Origin of the sequence: Streptomyces sp. CB01881, from assembly GCF_002953255.1 — a bacterium.
Classification (GTDB): Bacteria; Actinomycetota; Actinomycetes; order Streptomycetales; family Streptomycetaceae; genus Kitasatospora.
Genome location: NZ_CP026498.1, coordinates 7536463 through 7552938, shown reverse-complemented (window position 1 = coordinate 7552938; position 16476 = coordinate 7536463). Strand labels below are relative to the sequence as shown.

Here is a 16476-nt window from a genome sequence, read left to right as displayed (position 1 = left end):
AGACGCTTGTGAGTGCGCATCTCGAAGTGCTCGCGCGAGTCCTTGTACTTGTGCGGCGAGCGGATGACGCAGTACACGTTCTTCTCAGTGGGCAGCGGCACCGGGCCCGCGACCTGCGCACCAGTGCGAATGACGGTCTCGACGATCTTCTTCGCCGAGGAGTCAATCACCTCGTGGTCGTAGGCCTTGAGCCGGATGCGGATCTTCTGTCCCGCCATGGCTACTCAGTAGTCCTTTGTGTCGTCTGCTGCTTCTGCGGCCGGATTCATCCAGGTGGACTGTGTCCGGTGGCACCCCTGGATGGTTACCTCCGACCCCCGCGCTCGGGCGTGTCGCCCTACCGCTTGCAAAAAATCCGGCACGAGGTTTCCCTCTGCGGATTTCCCACGGGATCGGTGAGGTCTTGCACCCACCAGGCGCCGGATCGAGGCCCCGCCCACGCTTCCCGGAAGATTCCCGTACGTCCGCCCCGCAGCTGCCGCGGTGTCGACTTCACACCACTGCGTTCACATACTTCACGTGAACACATGAACGGCCATCACGGGAACGACGAGTACTTGGGACTCGCTTCCGGTCCTCCCGGCGGGAGGCGCGCAGCATCGGCACTCAACCGAGCAACTTGGACATACTGCCACATGGAGCAGCCGGAAAGCCAATCGGGGCCGGTGGGGTCTCCCCCACCGGCCCCGGTCGCACGAGCACCCGCCGTTACTTCTGTTCCTTCAGCCAGGGGGCCTCGCGGCCGCAGACCGCGGGCCAGTCCTCGGTGCTCACGTTGGCGCACCAGATGAAGCCCTTGTCCGTGTCCGGCTTCCAGTCCTTGGTGATGATGTCCGCGCACTTCGCCACCGGGGAGAACTTCGGGCAGGTGCCGTCCTTCTTCTTGATCGTGTGCGCCCGCCAGGCGTCCAGGCCCATGCTGTTGGTGGACTCCGCCTGCGGCATGTAGCGGTCCACCGACCAGGAGGCACCCATGGTCGCGAACAGGGCCATCGCGCAGATCAGGCCGGCGGCCAGCTGCCGGGTGACCCGGCGCGGGATGGCCGGCCCGTCGGCCGTGCGACCGCTGGAGCGCAGAGTCCGTTCCAGCCAGCCGGCGCCGCGCTCCAGGCCGACCATCAGCCCCACCACGGCGAGGATCAGCAGGCAGTACATGATGATCCAGGTGGTCCGCGGGTACAGCTGGATCGTCTGGGAGTGCGCCATGTGCGAGGCGAACCAGAAGCGCAGCAGCCAGGCTCCGGCCAGCACCGCCGCCGCCACCCGGACCACCATGTTGCGCAGGCCCAGGCCCACTCCGATGCCGACCGCCGCGATCAGCATGATCCCGAAGCCGGTCTGGCCGGCCAGCTCACCGGCCTGCGGCCAGTTGTGGTAGGTCAGCTTGCCGTTGCGGTCCGACATCCAGCCGAGCACGTACGCCGGGTCCACGTAGTTGACGATGTAGGCGTACCGGTCCGGGGTGTCGGCGCCGAGCTTCACGATCTGGTAGAGCAGCGGGGAGCCGATGGCCCCGGCGGTCACCACGGTCGCGGCCAGGAACAGCAGGCCCCGGCGGACGGTCTGCCGGCCGCGCCGCCACGGGAAGACGAAGAGGGTCAGCAGGAACACGCCCGGCGCCGACCACAGGTACCAGCCCGAGTACCAGAGGAACAGCACGCCGAAGACGATGCCGAAGCCCGTGCCGCGCAGCAGCAGCGACCGGGTCGACAGCTCCCCCGCCCGGCGCAGCTCGCGCAGGCAGGCCGCCAGCAGCGGCAGCAGGACGATCATCGTCACGTGGCTGTACGGGCGGATCGGGTCCAGGAACACCAGCGCGGACGGGACGGCGATGGCCAGCGCCCAGAACGGCCGCAGCATGAGCCGCCAGGCCAGGTAGCTCATCGGTCCGACCAGGGCGCTGCAGACGATCTGCAGGTCGTGCAGGGCGAAGCCCGCGCCGCCGACCCCGCCGTAGCGGATCTCCGACCAGAGCGCCACGGCCGCCGGGAAGAGCGGCGGGTAGACGCCGGACAGGCCCTTGTCGTGCATCATCGACGTGGCCATGTCGACCAGCACGCTCGGGTCGCCCTCCTGCCCGCCGAGCGGCCAGGGGGTGCCGCGCAGGGCGACGACCACACCGCCGGCGACCACGCCCGTCGCCAGGCCGGCCAGGGCCGCGCAGACCAGCCGCTGGACCAGCCCGTGGCGGCGCAGTCCGCCCCGGTAGGCGGTGTAGAGCAGCACCGCCAGGATCGGCAGTCCGATGAGCGCCGCGTACTGCTGGATCTTGGCGAGGCCGCTGACCTGTCCGATCCGGTTCAGCGGGTTCACGCTGATGTGCCGGCAGAGCAGGGTGAACCCGAGCGCCGCCACCACGCTGACCAGGACCTCGGCGGTCACCAGCACCCAGCGTCGCTCGGTCCACCGGGCAACGGCCGAGCCGCCCGCCGAGCCGTCGGAGCGGGTCGTGCCGCTCCCGTCGGGGGAGAGCTCCGATCCGCTGGGCCGGTCGGTTGCCAGATCGGTCATGTCGCTTCACTTCCGTAGGACTGCGGACGTCTGCTGAGCGGTGCCGGGCAGGTCGGCCCTCGTGGACACTACCGCCCGGTGGAGGACTGCCGGGCCATCAGGGGCCGGTGCCGGCGCAGCGGGTGCTCCGGCCCCGGGGCGGCGGGCCCGCGGTTCCGGCCGGCACGGGCGTACCGAGTACGTATACCGTACCGGCCGAGAAAAAGCATATGCAGTTGACCGTCATATCGCGCCGCGTGGGGGGCGGACGGCGGGCACGGCCCCCGTCCGGTGCAACCCGTGGGAGAAGTCGGGGCGGATTCGTGGACGCTCCGCCACCATCCCTTCGGATCACTGGCGAAGTCTGCCATGCACCCCCGACCCGGGCCAGTGCGGTCAAAGCGGCCTCCGGGCGGTGACCAGGGCGCTGAACGCCCGTCACGGGAAGGGCTCCGGGGCTTTCCTCCGCTTTGCGCGCACTTTGCGTCCGCCCGCCACGCGCTCCCCCGAACGGCCCAGTGGGGAACGGGCCGTTCGGGCGCCCACAGCAGCCCAACCGGTGGGAGAAGGCCCACCGCCCCCTGGCAGAATCAGCCCGAGCATGTGAGCGACCGTTAGGACGCTCGTGCCAGTCCGTTCCCGACCGATCCGCCCGGCCACGAAGGACCATGCAGTTGACGAGCCTCCAGACCGCGTCCACCGCGGCCGACCACAGACGGAGTCCCATGCGGCACAGGGGCAAGACGCACACCGCCCGCGCCGGCGTGCGACTCCTGGTCTCCGAGGGCCTGGTCGCCGTGGGGGCCGCACTGCTGATCACCTACCTCGCGCGGTTCGTCGACCTGAACCCGATGTCCCGGATCGGCCAGGTCAGCGGTCTGGCCGCGCTGCAGCTCCAGCTGCTGCTGCTGCTCGGCGTCATCCTGCTGATCTGCGTGCCGGCGATGCGCCGGTGGGCCGACACGCCGCTGCGGTTCGCGGCCGGCGGCGTCGCCGGGCTCTCCTCCGGCATCACCGCGGCCGGCATCTCGCTCGCGCTGCGCGACACCAACTGGCCGCTCAACGGCCAGGGCGGGGACTCCGGAGCGCTCCAGGCCTGGGCCGGCGCCCTGATGCAGGGCAAGCCGCTCGACGGCGCCTACCCGCCGATGTTCCCGCACCTGATCGCCTGGACCGCCGAGTACCTCACCAACGGCGACGTCGGCTACGCCATGAAGCTGGTCGGCCTGCTGTTCATGGCGCTGCTCGGCCCGGTCGCCTACCTGGCCTGGCGGCTGCTGCTCCCGCCGCTGTGGGCGCTGGGCATCGGCGTCACCGCGTCGCTGCCGATGATGCAGCCGTACAAGCCCTACACGAACCTCGTGCTGGTCGCCCTCGTCCCGGTGCTCGGCAAGCTCATACAGGTGATCCAGCGCTCCGCCGAGCTCCCGAGGAAGCGCGCCGCGCTCCAGGGCGGCGCGCTGGGTCTGCTCATCGGCCTGCTGTTCATGCTCTACTCGGGCTGGTTCGTCTGGTCCGCCCTCGGCGTCATCGTGCTGTCCGTCGCCGTGGTGGTCCGCACCTGGCGGGACGGCGGCACCAGGGCCCTGGTGACGGCCGGGACGACCGTCCTCGCCACCTCGGTGGTCTTCTTCGCGGTCGCCGGCTCCTACCTGGTGCGGCTGCTCTCCTCGGCCGGCTCCACCGTCGACCGGTACTGCTACTTCGACACCTACGTCGAGCCGACCTACTTCGCGATGTGGCGGGACGACCTCCCGGGCACCGACGCCTGGAGCACCTGGCCGCTGCCGGGCGAGCTCGGCGGGGTCGGGATCTTCTCCATCGTCCTGCTCGTCGGCCTGGGCTTCGCCCTGGCGCTGGGCATAAACCGCCCCTCCGTCCTCGTCACCGCCGCGTGCGCGGCCAGCGCGCTGGTGATGCGCTACTGGTACGCCGCCCACATGGAGCGCGACCAGGCGGTCATGCTCTACCCGCGGACCAGCGCCCAGCTGCTCTACTGCACGCTCGTGCTCACCGGCCTCGCCTGCTACCTGGCCGCCCGCCGGTGGGGCACCCGCCGCACCCAGGCCCTGGAGAACGGCCAGACCCGCGTCCTCCCCCGGTTCACCCCGCGCGCGGTCGCGATGGGCGCGCTCTGCGCCCTCGGCCTGCTGTACGCGATGGCCGGCTCGGCGACCGCCGACCGCTTCATGCCGAACATGCAGGGCGACGGCGGCGACCTCGCCTGGTACGCGCAGAGCACCGCCGGCTTCGACGGACACTGCTCGAAGTACGCCCCGGACAACAAGTGCAGCAAGCCGGGCGACCTCTCCTCCCGGCTGGTCCCGGGGCCCGACCAGCCCGTCCTCGGCTGCCCCACGGCCAACCCCTACCCGGCCCGCCCCAAGGCCACCGGAATGGTGGGCACCGTCATGACGCTGCTGGCCGACTGACGCGGGACACGAAGAAGCCCGGCCCCGCTGCCTGAGCAGCGGGGCCGGGCTTCTTCGTACCGTTCGCAGGGGCCTGCGGTCAGCCCTCGTGGCGCTGGCCGCCGGTGAAGGCGTGCCGGGCCAGGACCTTCACGCCCGCGCCCTGACCCCGGCGCAGGGCGCCCGGGAGCATCGTGATGGCGTGGAAGCGCGAGGCGCTGCGGACCCGGGCCGCACGCGCCGCCTTGGGCCAGCCACGGGCGTCCATCCGCTCGGCCACCGCGTTGAAGTAGCGCTCCGCCTCGGTGAAGCGGGTACCGGAGAAGGCCTGCACGGAGGACTCGCTGACCGCGTGCCGGCGGTACTGGAAGACGGTGGTGGTGTTGTCCACCATCATCGACTCGCCGCGCTCCAGCAGGTCGACGACCAGGGCCAGGTCCTGGATCACCGAGTACTCGTCACGGAAGTTGACCGCGCGCAGCGCCTCGCCCCGCCAGCAGATCGACGGGAAGTACAGCCAGTTGCCGCGCAGCACGCTGGCCGCCAGCTCCTCGCCGCCCATCAGGCGCCGGCCCTTGACGGTCGGGGCGTACAGCTTGCCCTTCACGTTGTCGGCGAGGCCGGAGCTGACCACGCCGTCGCCGTCGATCACCTCGACGCCCGGCTGCACCATGCCCAGGTCCGGGTTGGCCTTGAGGATCGCCCGGACGGTCTCCAGGTAGTGCGGGTGCAGCAGGTCGTCGCAGCCCATGATGACCACGTGGTCGGCCGTGGAGAGCTCCACGCACTTCTGGAAGTTCTTGGTGATGCCGAGGTTCTGCTCGTTGCGCAGGTAACGCACCCGGTCGTCGCCGAGCCCGGCGAACCAGCCCGGGACGTCCGGTTCCTTGCCGTCGTCGACGACGGTCAGCCTCAGGTCCGGGTCGGTCTGGCCCAGGATGCTGCGCACCGCGGCCTGCATCAGGGCCACGTCGCCGTAGTACGGCAGCATGAACTCGAAGGTGGCCATGACGGTCAGACTCCGCTGCTGTTGACCGGGGCCGAGACCGGGAGGTCCAGGTCGAACCGCTCCTCGTTCAGCCGGGCGCCCTCGTTGATCGCCACGGTCCGGGCGAGGTCGGTGAGCTTCTTCTCCAGCGAGCGGAAACGCAGGAAGGTGTTCAGCGTCAGGAAGCCCATGGCCAGGACCATCACGTACAGCACCAGGTCGGTGCCGCGGCCGACGCCCATCTTGTGGGCCACCCAGGTCACGTCGCCGGGGCGCAGGATCGCGTAGATGTTCGCGATCACGAAGACGGAGAAGGCGATGCGCTTCCAGGCCCGGGTGTTCGCTGCGTCCCAGCGCCGGATGAACATGAACGCAAGGGAGACCGCGCCCAAGATCAGAACCAGCTGGATCCAGAAGTAGTTCATCGGCGGCCACGCTCCCGAAGCGAAATGTCGAAGATGATGTTGACGCCGTTGATCAGGGACTGACCCTTGGCGCGTGAGTAGTCGGTGTAGAGGATGTCGACCGGGAGCTCCGCCACCCGGAGGTCGGCTCCGGCCAGGAAGCTGACGATCTCCGAGGCGTGGGCCATGCCGTTCATGGTGATCCGCAGCCGGCTGGCCGCCTCACGGTTGAGGACCCGCAGGCCGTTGTGCGAGTCGGTGAGCTTGAGCTTGCGCGCGGTGGGGCTGACCGTCGCGGCGGTCCGCAGGACCACCCGCTTGATCCACGGCACCTGGCCGTTCTGCTCGATGAAGCGCGAGCCGAGGACCACGTCGGCCTCGCCCGCACGGAGCACGGCGACCATCTTCTCGACGTCGGCGGTCTGGTGCTGGCCGTCCGCGTCGAAGGTCGCGAAGTACTTGGCGTCCGGCTGGGCGAGCGCGTAGGCGAGGCCGGTCTGCAGAGCCGCGCCCTGGCCGAGGTTGACCGGGTGGCGCACCAGGTGCGCACCGGTGCTCATGATGTGCTTGGCGGAGTCGTCCGCGCTGCCGTCATCGACCACGACGATGTTGGGGAACGTCTTGCGCGCTCCCTCCACAACGTCAGCGATCACCTGGCCTTCGTTGTAGGCCGGGATCACCAGCCACACATCGTCGTACTGGGACACGGGGGCTCCATGTTCGGGGTCTCGCCCGCGCTCGTGCGCGGCAATCTGTATGTCGGAGGCCGGTGCGGTCATTCGCCGACCGCCCCGGCACTCAGCGTAGGCAGTGCCTGCTCCGACGCGCTCTGCGCGGGACCGGCCTGGTTCGCCGTCGAACCGGGGAAGCTGCGCCTGAGCGCCGCCAGCATACCGAGCACGGTGGCCACCGACCCGGCCGCGTAGGCCAGGACCACACGGGTGGACACCTCGCCCGGCATGAACGTGACGCCGACGAGGACGACGGTTCCGGCCGCCCAGCAGAGCAGCTGGAGGTTGTGCCGCTTGAATACCATCAGCGCCTGGCCGAGCACCATCGCGAACATGTACGCCACGGTCCCCGCCGACATCCAGAAGAAGTCGAGGCACCCGAGCACCGGCTTGGCGCCGAACAGCACCTGGATCAGCCAGGGGCCGAGGGCCACCGCGGGGATCCCGCCGAGCAGGCCGAGCAGGCCGACCACGGCGCCGATCCGGCGGAGCATGCCGCTGAAGGCCGCGCGGTCGCCGACCGCGATCGCCGCGGACAGCCCGTTGAGCAGCGAGGCCTGGAGCGAGCCGAAGACGAAGAGCGGGACCCGGGCCAGCACCAGCGCGTTGAGCAGCGCCGCGATCAGGGCCGAGTCCGACGGGGCGAGCAGCTTGGTGCTGACCACCGCCGCGTTCACCACGACCTGGGAGAGCAGGGTCGAGCAGATCAGCAGGCCGAGTCCGGAGCAGAGCTCGGACCAGGGGATCCGCGGCCCGGGCCGGACCACCCGCAGCAGCGCGGGCAGCGTCACCAGGGTGGCGGCGATCGGCGCCACGGCGAGGATCAGGCTGAACGCCAGGGCGGAGTGCACACCGGCGACGCCGCACGCGAAGGCGAGCCCGATCCGCAGGCCGCCGTCGACGCCCAGCTGGGTGCCGTAGGCGCCGAACCGGCCGAGGCCGGCCAGCACGCCGCGGGTCAGGTAGCAGACGGCCATGCCGGCGAACGCGCCGCCCAGCGCGAGCACCAGCGAGCGGTCGCCGTGGAACATCACGTCGGCGATCTTCCCGGAGCCGACGCCCAGCGCCAGCAGGACGGTGCCGAGGATCGCCCCCGTCAGCAGGGTGGCCCGGCGCAGGACCGGCGTGGCGCCGTGCCCGAGCGCGGCGCGGGCCGCGACGATCCGGGTGAGCTCCTGCTCGATCGGGAAGAACACGCCGATACCGACGGACATCACGATCGTCCAGAGCAGCGAGACGTTCGCCATGTCGTCGACCGACAGGCTGTGGCCCGCCACACCGAGGTGGATGTACGAGGCGGCGCCGAGCACGACGGTGCCGCCGGCCACCGCCAGGGTTCCCGGCGGTAGCGCGGCGGCCACCTTCGTCAGCGGATTCTTCACTGAGATCTGTCGCTCTCGGTCGTCCGGGCCGCTATGGCCAGTTCGGTGAAGACGGGAGTGCCGAGCGCCTCCGCGAGCTGGTCGTGCCAGTCGGGCAGCGGGCTCAGGCCGGCGGCCGCCCAGCGCTCGTGGCCCAGCACGCTGAACGCGGGCCGGACGGCCGGGGTGACGAAGGCCGCGGAGGTGGTCGGGCGGATCCGCTCGGGGTCCAGCCCGCTCAGCCGGTACGTCTCGCGGGCCAGCCCGAACCAGGTGGTCCGGCCGGCGCCGGTGCCGTGGTAGACCCCGGCCGGGGCCTGCCCGGCGAGCGCGGCCAGGCCGAGCGCGACGAGCTGGCGGGCGAGGGCGAGCGACCAGGTCGGCTGGCCCTGCTGGTCCTCCACCACGTCGAGGGTGGCGCGCTGGGTGGCGAGCCTGAGCATGGTGGCGACGAAGTTCTTGCCGTGCTCGCCGTACAGCCAGGCGGTGCGCACGACGTAGCCGTGCTCCGGGAGGAGCTCGGCGACGGCCTGCTCCCCCACCAGCTTGCCGCGGCCGTAGGCGTTGACCGGGCCGGTCGGCGCGGTCTCGGCGTACGGCTCGGTGGCGTCGCCGGGCAGCACGTAGTCCGTGGACACCTGCAGAAGCCGGGCACCGGTCTTGGCACAGGCGGCGGCCAGGTGGCGCACGCCGGTCCCGTTGACGGCGGTGGCGGCCTCCTCGGCGCTCTCGGCGCCGTCGACGTTGGTCCACGCCGCGCAGTTGACGACGACGTCGTGGCCCTCGACGGCGGCCAGCACGGCCGCCGCGTCGGTGATGTCGAGGTCGGCCCGGCCGAGGGCGGTGACCTCGGCGGACCCGTCGGCGGCCAGGACCGCGAGCAGGTCCTGGCCGAGCATCCCGGCCGCGCCGGTGACGAGCCAGCGGACCTGCCCGGAGGCGTTGGCGGTCACTTCTCCAGAGCCGCCTTCGTCTTCAGCGGCTCCCACCAGGCGCGGTTCTCGCGGTACCAGGCGATCGTCGCGGCGAGGCCGTCCTCGAAGCGGACCTGCGGCTCGTAGCCGAGCTCCTCGCGGATCTTGCTGATGTCGATCGAGTAGCGCAGGTCGTGGCCCTTGCGGTCGGCGACGTAGTCGACCATGTCCCAGCCGGCTCCGGCGGCCTCCAGCAGCAGCCCGGTGAGCTCCTTGTTGGTGGCCTCGGTGCCGCCGCCGATGTTGTAGACCTCACCGGCGCGGCCGTTGCGCATGACCAGCTCGATGCCCCGGCAGTGGTCCGAGACGTGCAGCCAGTCGCGGACGTTGCCGCCGTCGCCGTACAGCGGCACCTTCTTGCCGTCGATCAGGTTGGTGGTGAACAGCGGGATGACCTTCTCCGGGAACTGGTAGTGCCCGTAGTTGTTGGAGCAGCGGGTCACCACGACGTCCATGCCGTGCGTGCGGTGGTAGGCCAGCGCCAGCAGGTCCGAGGAGGCCTTGGAGGCCGAGTACGGGGAGTTCGGCACCAGCGGCCACTCCTCCGTCCAGGAGCCCTCGTTGATCGAGCCGTACACCTCGTCGGTGGAGATGTGCACGAAGCGGCCGACGCCGTGCTTGCGGGCCGCGTCCAGCAGGACCTGGGTGCCGACGACGTTGGTCAGCACGAAGGGGCCGGCGCCCGCGATCGAGCGGTCCACGTGGGACTCGGCCGCGAAGTGGACCACGACGTCGTGGCCGGGCATGACCTGGTCGACGGCGTCGACGTCGCAGATGTCGCCCCGGACGAAGGAGTAGCCGCTGTGGCCCGCCACCGGCGCCAGGTTGGCCTCGACGCCCGAGTACGTGAGCTTGTCGAAGACCGTGATCTGGTCAGTGGTGTCGGCGCCCAGAAGCTGGCGGACGAATTCAGAACCGATGAAGCCGGCGCCGCCGGTCACGAGGATGCGCATAGTGCGCCGTAGTCTACCGTCGCGCCGACGCCCCCACCGACCCGGGCCTCACCCGCCGCCCGGGACTCGAATAAGGTGCACGCATGCGTGGAATCCTTCTGGCCGGCGGCACCGGCTCGCGGCTCTGGCCGCTGACCCGGGCGGTGTCGAAGCAGCTCCTCCCGGTCTTCGACAAGCCGATGATCTACTACCCCCTCTCGACCCTTGTGATGGCGGGGATCAGCGAGATCCTGATCATCACCACCCCGAACGACAGGGAGCAGTTCGAGCGCCTGCTGGGCGACGGCTCCCAGTTCGGCCTCCGCCTGGAGTACGCCGTCCAGGAACGCCCCGAGGGCATCGCCCAGGCCTTCGTGCTGGGTGCGGACTTCATCGGCGACGAACCCGTCGCGCTGATCCTCGGCGACAACATCTTCCACGGCAGCGGCCTGGGCACCCGGCTCTCCGAGCACACCGACGCCAAGGGCGGGCGGGTCTTCGCCTACCCGGTCGCCGACCCGACCGCGTACGGCGTGGTGGAGTTCGACGAGGACGGCCAGGTCATCTCCATCGAGGAGAAGCCGACCGAGCCCAAGTCCCGGTACGCCGTTCCCGGCCTGTACTTCTACGACAACCGCGTGGTCGAGATCGCCCGCGGCCTGAAGCCCAGCGCCCGTGGCGAGCTGGAGATCACCGCCGTCAACGAGGCCTACCTCCAGGCCGGCGACCTCCACGTGACGATCCTCGACCGGGGCACCGCCTGGCTGGACACCGGCACGTTCGTGTCGATGGTGCAGGCCTCGGAGTTCGTCCGGGTCATCGAGGAGCGCCAGGGCTTCAAGATCGGCTGCATCGAGGAGGCGGTCTGGCGGGCCGGCCTGATCGACGCCGCGCAGCTGCGCGAGCTCGCCGAGCCGCTGCTGAAGAGCGGCTACGGCCAGTACCTGGTGGCGCTGCTGGACGAGGAGGGTTCCCGGTGAAGTTCAAGGAGCTGTCCATCGAGGGCGCCTGGGAGATCACCCCCCAGCTGCACGGCGACCCGCGCGGCCTGTTCACCGAGTGGTTCCGCTTCGACAAGCTGGCCGAGGTGGTCGGCCACCCGCTGCGGCTGGCCCAGGCCAACCTCTCGGTCTCCAGCCGCGGTGTCGTGCGCGGCATCCACTTCGCCGACGTCCCGCCCGGCCAGGCCAAGTACGTGACCTGCGTGCGCGGCGCGGTGCTGGACGTCATCGTGGACCTGCGGGTCGGCTCGCCGACCTTCGGCCGCTGGGAGGGCGTGCGCCTCGACGAGGACGAGCGCAAGGCGGTCTACATCTCCGAGGGCCTGGGCCACGGGTTCTGCGCGCTCAGCGACGACGCGACCCTCAGCTACCTGTGCTCCGAGACGTTCAACCCGACCGGTGAGCACGGGGTGCACCCGCTCGACCCGGACCTCGGCATCGAGTGGCCGGCCGAGGCGCCGCAGCTCTCCGCCAAGGACGCCCAGGCGCCGTCGCTGGCCGAGGCACTGGCGAGCGGGCTGCTGCCGGAGTACAAGGCCGTCAAGGAGTTCACGGCGAGCCTGAGCAAGGCCTACCAGGCCTGATCCGGACTCCCGCAGACAAGGGCCCGGCCGCATCAACTGCGGCCGGGCCCTTGGGTTTTGATCATTGACGGCGGGGCCGGGGCGGACTCAGCGGCCGCGGAAGACCCAGACCTTCAGCAGCAGGAACCTGGCGACGGTGGCGAGCCCGTTGGCCGCCACCAGCCCGGCCACCTCGACGGGCCGGGAGGCGTCCGGCACCAGCACGGCCAGCAGGGCGAGCGCGCCGCTGCTGAGCCCGAGGCCGATCAGGAAGGCCACCGCGCCCTGGAGTTGGTCGCGCAGGGCGCCCTCGTTACCGGTGATCCCGAAGGTGAAGCGGCGGTTGGCCGCGGTGTTGGCGACCGCGCTCACCGCGAGCGCGATCAGGTTGGCGGCCTGCGCACCGGTGAAGAAGCGGACGGCCGCGAACAGCAGCAGGTAGAAGACCGTGCTCAGAACGCCGATGACCAGGAAGGACGGCAGCTGGCGCCGGGTGGTCCGGCCCTCCTCCGGCGGACGGACCGGTTCGCCGGTGAACGTCATCGGGACTTTCCCTCCCGTTCGTCCTCCGCCGAGTCGTAGCCGACGAAGTACGCCGGACGGGCCTGGACGGCCGAGTAGATCCGCCCGACGTACTCGCCGAGCATGCCGACGCAGCAGAGCTGGACGGCGCCGATGAAGAGCATCCCGATGAACAGCGAGGACCAGCCGGGCACCGTCGAGCCCATCGCGTACGCGACGGTGGTGTAGATCGCCAGGCCGATGCAGACCAGGAAGCTCAGCATCCCGAGCCAGGTGGCCAGCCGCAGCGGGGCGGCCGAGAAGTTGGTGATGCTGTCGAGGGCCAGCCGCACCATCTTGGTCAGCGGGTAGTGGGTGGCGCCGGCGACCCGCTCCTCCCGGACGTAGACCACCTCGCCGCTGGGGAAGCCGAGCCACGGCACCAGCAGCCGGTAGACGGGCTGGTGTTCGGGCAGCGCCTTGAGCGCGTCCACCGCCGCCCGGCTGAGCAGCCGGTAGTCGCCGGCCTGGTTGGGCATCCGCTTGCCGACCAGCTTGCGCATCAGCCAGTAGTAGGCGCCGGCGGTGCGCCGCTTGAAGGAGCTGTCCGTCCCGCGGTCCCCGCGCACCCCGTAGACGATGTCGAGGTTCTCCTCGCGGGCGAGCGCGAGCATCTCCGGGATCTTCTCCGGAGGGTCCTGCAGGTCCGCGTCGATGCTCACCACGTAGTCGCCGAACGCCCGGTGGAGGCCGGCCTTGAGCGCGGCCTGGTGCCCGGAGTTGCGGGAGAACCGGATGATCCGGAACTCCGGCCAGTCCTGCCGGATCTTCTGCATCAGCACCGGGGTGGCGTCGGTGCTGCCGTCGTCCACGCCGACGACCTCGTAGTCGACCCCGAGCCCGTCCAGGATCGGCCGCAGCCGCCCGACGGTCAGCGGAAGCGCCTCCTGCTCGTTGTAGATCGGCATGACGACCGACAACTGCGGTGCCCTCGACATGAGTTGGTCCCGCTTTCCGCTGGGGGGGCTGGATTACGGCCGACAATAGCAGTTGGTCGTGAGCCCCCTATGAGATCGATGAGCTGGGGATTAGCGCATCGCGGCGCCCGTTGCGGGGCCCGCCGGCACCGGCCGGAGACGGCGGCGGGGCGCCCCCCGTCGGACGGGCGGCGCCCCGCGCTCGCAGTCATCGGCCCGGTACCCCCGGACCGTGGATCAGTCCCCGGGGAAGCTGCGGTTCCACGAGTGGACCCAGTTGTTGCCGGGCTTGGCCACCACGGTGATCCGCGGCGTCGAACCGGCGAGGTCCTTGCGCATCCGATCGCCGGTGGCCGGGTCGGCGACCACGACGGTCATCGGCTCGCCCAGCTTCTCGGCGGCCTTCTTCACGTGGGCCAGGGCCGCCTGGTACTCCGCCGCCGGACGCTCGGCGGCGCCGATGTTCACCCAGTGGGTCTCGTACAGCGGGAGCATGTCGCCGCCGCGGTTGCGCAGCAGGGTGGCGATCCACGTCGACTTGAGGTTCTTGTAGTCGTCGTTGGAGTAGAGGACCATCATCGGGCCGGAGATGCCGTCGAGGTCCTCCATCACGGTGGCGCCGTGGCGGGGGCCGATGTCGCTCCAGGACTCACCGCGGCTCCAGGCCATCAGCGAGTTGTTGTACCAGGCCGTGGGCGCGGCCTTGAAGGACTCCATGCCCCACTGGACCCCGGCGAAGAGGCTGAGCGCGGTCGCCACCGAGAGCACCGAGAGTACGGCGTCGCCCGCCCTGCGCTGCAGCACGCCCACCCGGGCTGGCGACGTCGTCCGCAGCAGCGGTCCGACCGCACCGAGCGAGACCAGGGCGATCACCACACCGGTGCCCGCGAGCTTCTCGAAGTAGTACGACACGTGGCCGATCGTGCGCATCTGCCACCAGGCGAAGCCGGCGATGACCAGGCCGGAGCCGAGGACGAGGGCCAGGTGGGCCTGGCCGGTCCCGGTCCGGCGGTTGGTCGGCGCGGCCGCGGCGAGCAGCGCCAGCAGGAGGCCGCCGACGAGGATCGTCCGGTCCGCCCCCACGCTCGGGCCGCCCAGGTTGGAGGTGCTGGCCACATCGAGCTTGGAGAGCACGGAGACCACGCTGGGCAGTCCGGCCAGGCCCAGGGTGACCGCGCCGGCCAGGCCGTAGAGGAGCCAGGTCCTGCGGCGGAACCTCCTGCGGTGGGCGACGAGCGTCACCACGACGGCGATGCCCGCGACGGCGCCGAAGAGGTTGTAGACGTAGGTGACGGTGATCAGACCGAGCCCGGCGATCAGCAGGAACTCGGGCGTCCGCATGGCGGGCCGCACCAGGAAGGCGACGAGGACGGCCACCATCAGCAGGCCGATGATCGTCGAGTCGAAGCCGTGCGTGACGAGGTCGGTGTAGTTGCTGGAGAACACCAGCGCGGCGACCGTCCCGCAGACCGCCGCGGTGCGCCAGCCGCGCAGTCGCGGTCCGCCGATCCAGCGGGCCGCCCACACCAGGGCCGTGCCCAGCAGGGCGTAGGCGACCAGGATGTAGAGCAGGTAGCGGTTCATGGTGTCGAGCGTCGACCCGAGGTCCGAGGACGACCGGACCAGCGAGTCGACCCAGGCCAGCAGGAAGTGTGAACCCTGTGGGTACACCGCCTCGGCCGGCGACATCATGTAGGCCTTGGCGGCCTCCTGGTGCAGGAAGTTGTAGCCGCCGACGTGCTCGATGCCGACGAAGTACGAGAAGTGGTTGAGCCGGTCCTCGGCGGTGGTCAGGAACTCCAGCCGCCAGCCCTTCCCCTTGCCCACCAGGGGCTTGTGCAGGTAGTGCCAGAGGACGTAGCTGGTGCCGAGCACCAGCAGGTCGGAGGGCCGGAACCGCAACGGCAGCCGCGGCGCCCGGCGGCTCAGCCAGCCGGTCAGCGTCACGACGGTGAGGAGCACGCCCGAGGTGGGGATCGGGGCCAGCCCCCACGGCCAGAGCGAGAACGCCAGGCCGAGGACCAGCACCCCGCCGGCGACGGTCAGGGCCGCCGCGAACAGCCGGTCGAGCAGCACGCCGCCCACCCGCATCAGGGAGGCGACCGCCACCACCAGCAGCGGCAGCACCAGGATGCCCAGGCCGGTGGCGATCAGCGCGGCGGGCAGCAGCCACGAGGCCGCGAGGGCGCCGGCGAGGACGGGGAGACTACGGGGAGGCTTGCCGGCAGGGGGTTCCACGGGCCCGGACCCACCGCCCGGTTCCACGGGCCCGGACGCACCGCCCGGTTCCGGCTCCTCGGGAGAGGAGAGCGTGGCCGCCATGGTGCGGAGTCTTTCCATCGAGACCCTGAAACCCCATCCCTTATTCGGGCACGCACGGTGCCCACCTTTACTCCGGCAATACCCAGCGATCATAGAGCAAGCGGTTTTTGCCCAAAGACAGAGGGCTTGGTGGAGATCATGCGATCTCCACCAAGCCCTCCTTGACCAGGGGTCAAGTGTCAGATCGTCAATTACTTGAGGATCTTGGTGACCTGGCCGGCGCCCACGGTGCGGCCACCCTCACGGATGGCGAACTTGAGGCCCTCCTCCATGGCGATCGGCTGGATCAGCACGACCGTCATGGCGGTGTTGTCGCCCGGCATGACCATCTCGGTGCCCTCGGGGAGGGTCACGACGCCGGTCACGTCCGTGGTACGGAAGTAGAACTGCGGGCGGTAGTTGTTGAAGAACGGGGTGTGACGGCCACCCTCGTCCTTCGACAGGATGTACGACTGGGCCTCGAACTCGGTGTGCGGGGTGACCGAACCGGGCTTGATGATGACCTGGCCGCGCTCGACGTCCTCGCGCTTGATGCCACGGAGGAGCAGACCGACGTTCTCACCGGCCTGGCCCTCGTCGAGCAGCTTGCGGAACATCTCGATACCGGTGACCGTGGTGGTGGTCTTGGTGTCCTTGATGCCGATGATGTCGACGGTCTCGTTGACCTTCAGGATGCCGCGCTCGATGCGACCGGTGACGACGGTGCCACGACCGGTGATCGTGAAGACGTCCTCGATCGGCATCAGGAACGGCTGGTCCACGGCGCGGGCCGGGGTCGGGATGGCCTCGTCGACCGCGTGCATCAGGCCGAGGAGCTTCTC

15 protein-coding genes are annotated in these 16476 nt (G+C 70.5%); 3 read left to right on the top strand and 12 right to left on the bottom strand.

The features are described from left to right. Positions 1-218 (bottom strand): 30S ribosomal protein S10 (rpsJ, locus tag C2142_RS22935; protein ID WP_148644960.1); only part of this gene is annotated, 218 nt, incomplete at its 3' end. 490 nt (positions 219-708) lie between these two features. After that, complete coding sequence (locus C2142_RS22930) at positions 709-2511, bottom strand: hypothetical protein (protein ID WP_148644389.1); 1803 nt, start codon at positions 2509-2511, stop codon at positions 709-711. Positions 2512-3215: 704 nt separating this feature from the next. Here C2142_RS22930 and C2142_RS22925 point away from each other — a divergent pair. Continuing rightward, on the top strand, positions 3216-4922 hold the full coding sequence (locus tag C2142_RS22925; protein ID WP_148644388.1) for a hypothetical protein: 1707 nt from the start codon (positions 3216-3218) through the stop codon (positions 4920-4922). 79 nt (positions 4923-5001) lie between these two features. Here the strand turns inward: C2142_RS22925 and C2142_RS22920 are convergent, their stop codons facing one another. From C2142_RS22920 to rfbB, 6 genes are all read right to left on the bottom strand, one after another. Beyond that, on the bottom strand, positions 5002-5910 hold the full coding sequence (locus C2142_RS22920; protein WP_148644387.1) for a glycosyltransferase family 2 protein: 909 nt from the start codon (positions 5908-5910) through the stop codon (positions 5002-5004). A gap of 5 nt (positions 5911-5915) precedes the next feature. Next, on the bottom strand, positions 5916-6314 hold the full coding sequence (locus tag C2142_RS22915) for a DUF2304 domain-containing protein (protein WP_148644386.1): 399 nt from the start codon (positions 6312-6314) through the stop codon (positions 5916-5918). Further along, on the bottom strand, positions 6311-7000 hold the full coding sequence (locus tag C2142_RS22910; RefSeq protein WP_206670998.1) for a glycosyltransferase family 2 protein: 690 nt from the start codon (positions 6998-7000) through the stop codon (positions 6311-6313). The genes C2142_RS22915 and C2142_RS22910 overlap by 4 nt, the downstream gene beginning before the upstream one ends. Positions 7001-7068: 68 nt before the next feature. Further along, positions 7069-8406, bottom strand: coding sequence for a hypothetical protein (locus C2142_RS22905; protein WP_194235799.1), 1338 nt, complete (start codon positions 8404-8406; stop codon positions 7069-7071). Beyond that, complete coding sequence (gene rfbD, locus C2142_RS22900; protein WP_148644959.1) at positions 8403-9284, bottom strand: dTDP-4-dehydrorhamnose reductase; 882 nt, start codon at positions 9282-9284, stop codon at positions 8403-8405. Before rfbD ends, C2142_RS22905 begins: the two co-directional genes overlap by 4 nt. A 50-nt stretch (positions 9285-9334) precedes the next feature. Continuing rightward, a complete protein-coding gene (gene rfbB, locus C2142_RS22895) occupies positions 9335-10312 on the bottom strand; it encodes a dTDP-glucose 4,6-dehydratase (RefSeq protein WP_148644384.1) in 978 nt (325 codons plus the stop codon). Positions 10313-10395: 83 nt separating this feature from the next. On the opposite strand from rfbB, the gene rfbA reads away from it, so the two are divergent. Then, a complete protein-coding gene (rfbA, locus tag C2142_RS22890; RefSeq protein WP_148644383.1) occupies positions 10396-11271 on the top strand; it encodes a glucose-1-phosphate thymidylyltransferase RfbA in 876 nt (291 codons plus the stop codon). Beyond that, positions 11268-11876, top strand: coding sequence for a dTDP-4-dehydrorhamnose 3,5-epimerase (gene rfbC / locus C2142_RS22885; RefSeq protein ID WP_148644382.1), 609 nt, complete (start codon positions 11268-11270; stop codon positions 11874-11876). Before rfbA ends, rfbC begins: the two co-directional genes overlap by 4 nt. A gap of 87 nt (positions 11877-11963) precedes the next feature. On the opposite strand, the gene C2142_RS22880 is transcribed toward rfbC, so the two are convergent. From C2142_RS22880 to C2142_RS22865, 4 genes are all read right to left on the bottom strand, one after another. Then, complete coding sequence (locus tag C2142_RS22880; protein ID WP_148644381.1) at positions 11964-12398, bottom strand: GtrA family protein; 435 nt, start codon at positions 12396-12398, stop codon at positions 11964-11966. Further along, the gene (locus tag C2142_RS22875; protein WP_148644380.1) at positions 12395-13354 is read right to left on the bottom strand and encodes a glycosyltransferase family 2 protein; all 960 of its coding nucleotides are present in this window, start codon (positions 13352-13354) and stop codon (positions 12395-12397) included. The genes C2142_RS22880 and C2142_RS22875 overlap by 4 nt, the downstream gene beginning before the upstream one ends. 216 nt (positions 13355-13570) lie before the next feature. Beyond that, positions 13571-15571: a hypothetical protein gene (locus C2142_RS22870; protein ID WP_148644379.1), complete on the bottom strand. Its 2001-nt coding sequence runs from the start codon at positions 15569-15571 to the stop codon at positions 13571-13573. Positions 15572-15846: 275 nt separating this feature from the next. Next, the coding region (locus C2142_RS22865; RefSeq protein WP_241002729.1) for an EF-Tu/IF-2/RF-3 family GTPase at positions 15847-16476 on the bottom strand (630 nt) is incomplete at its 5' end.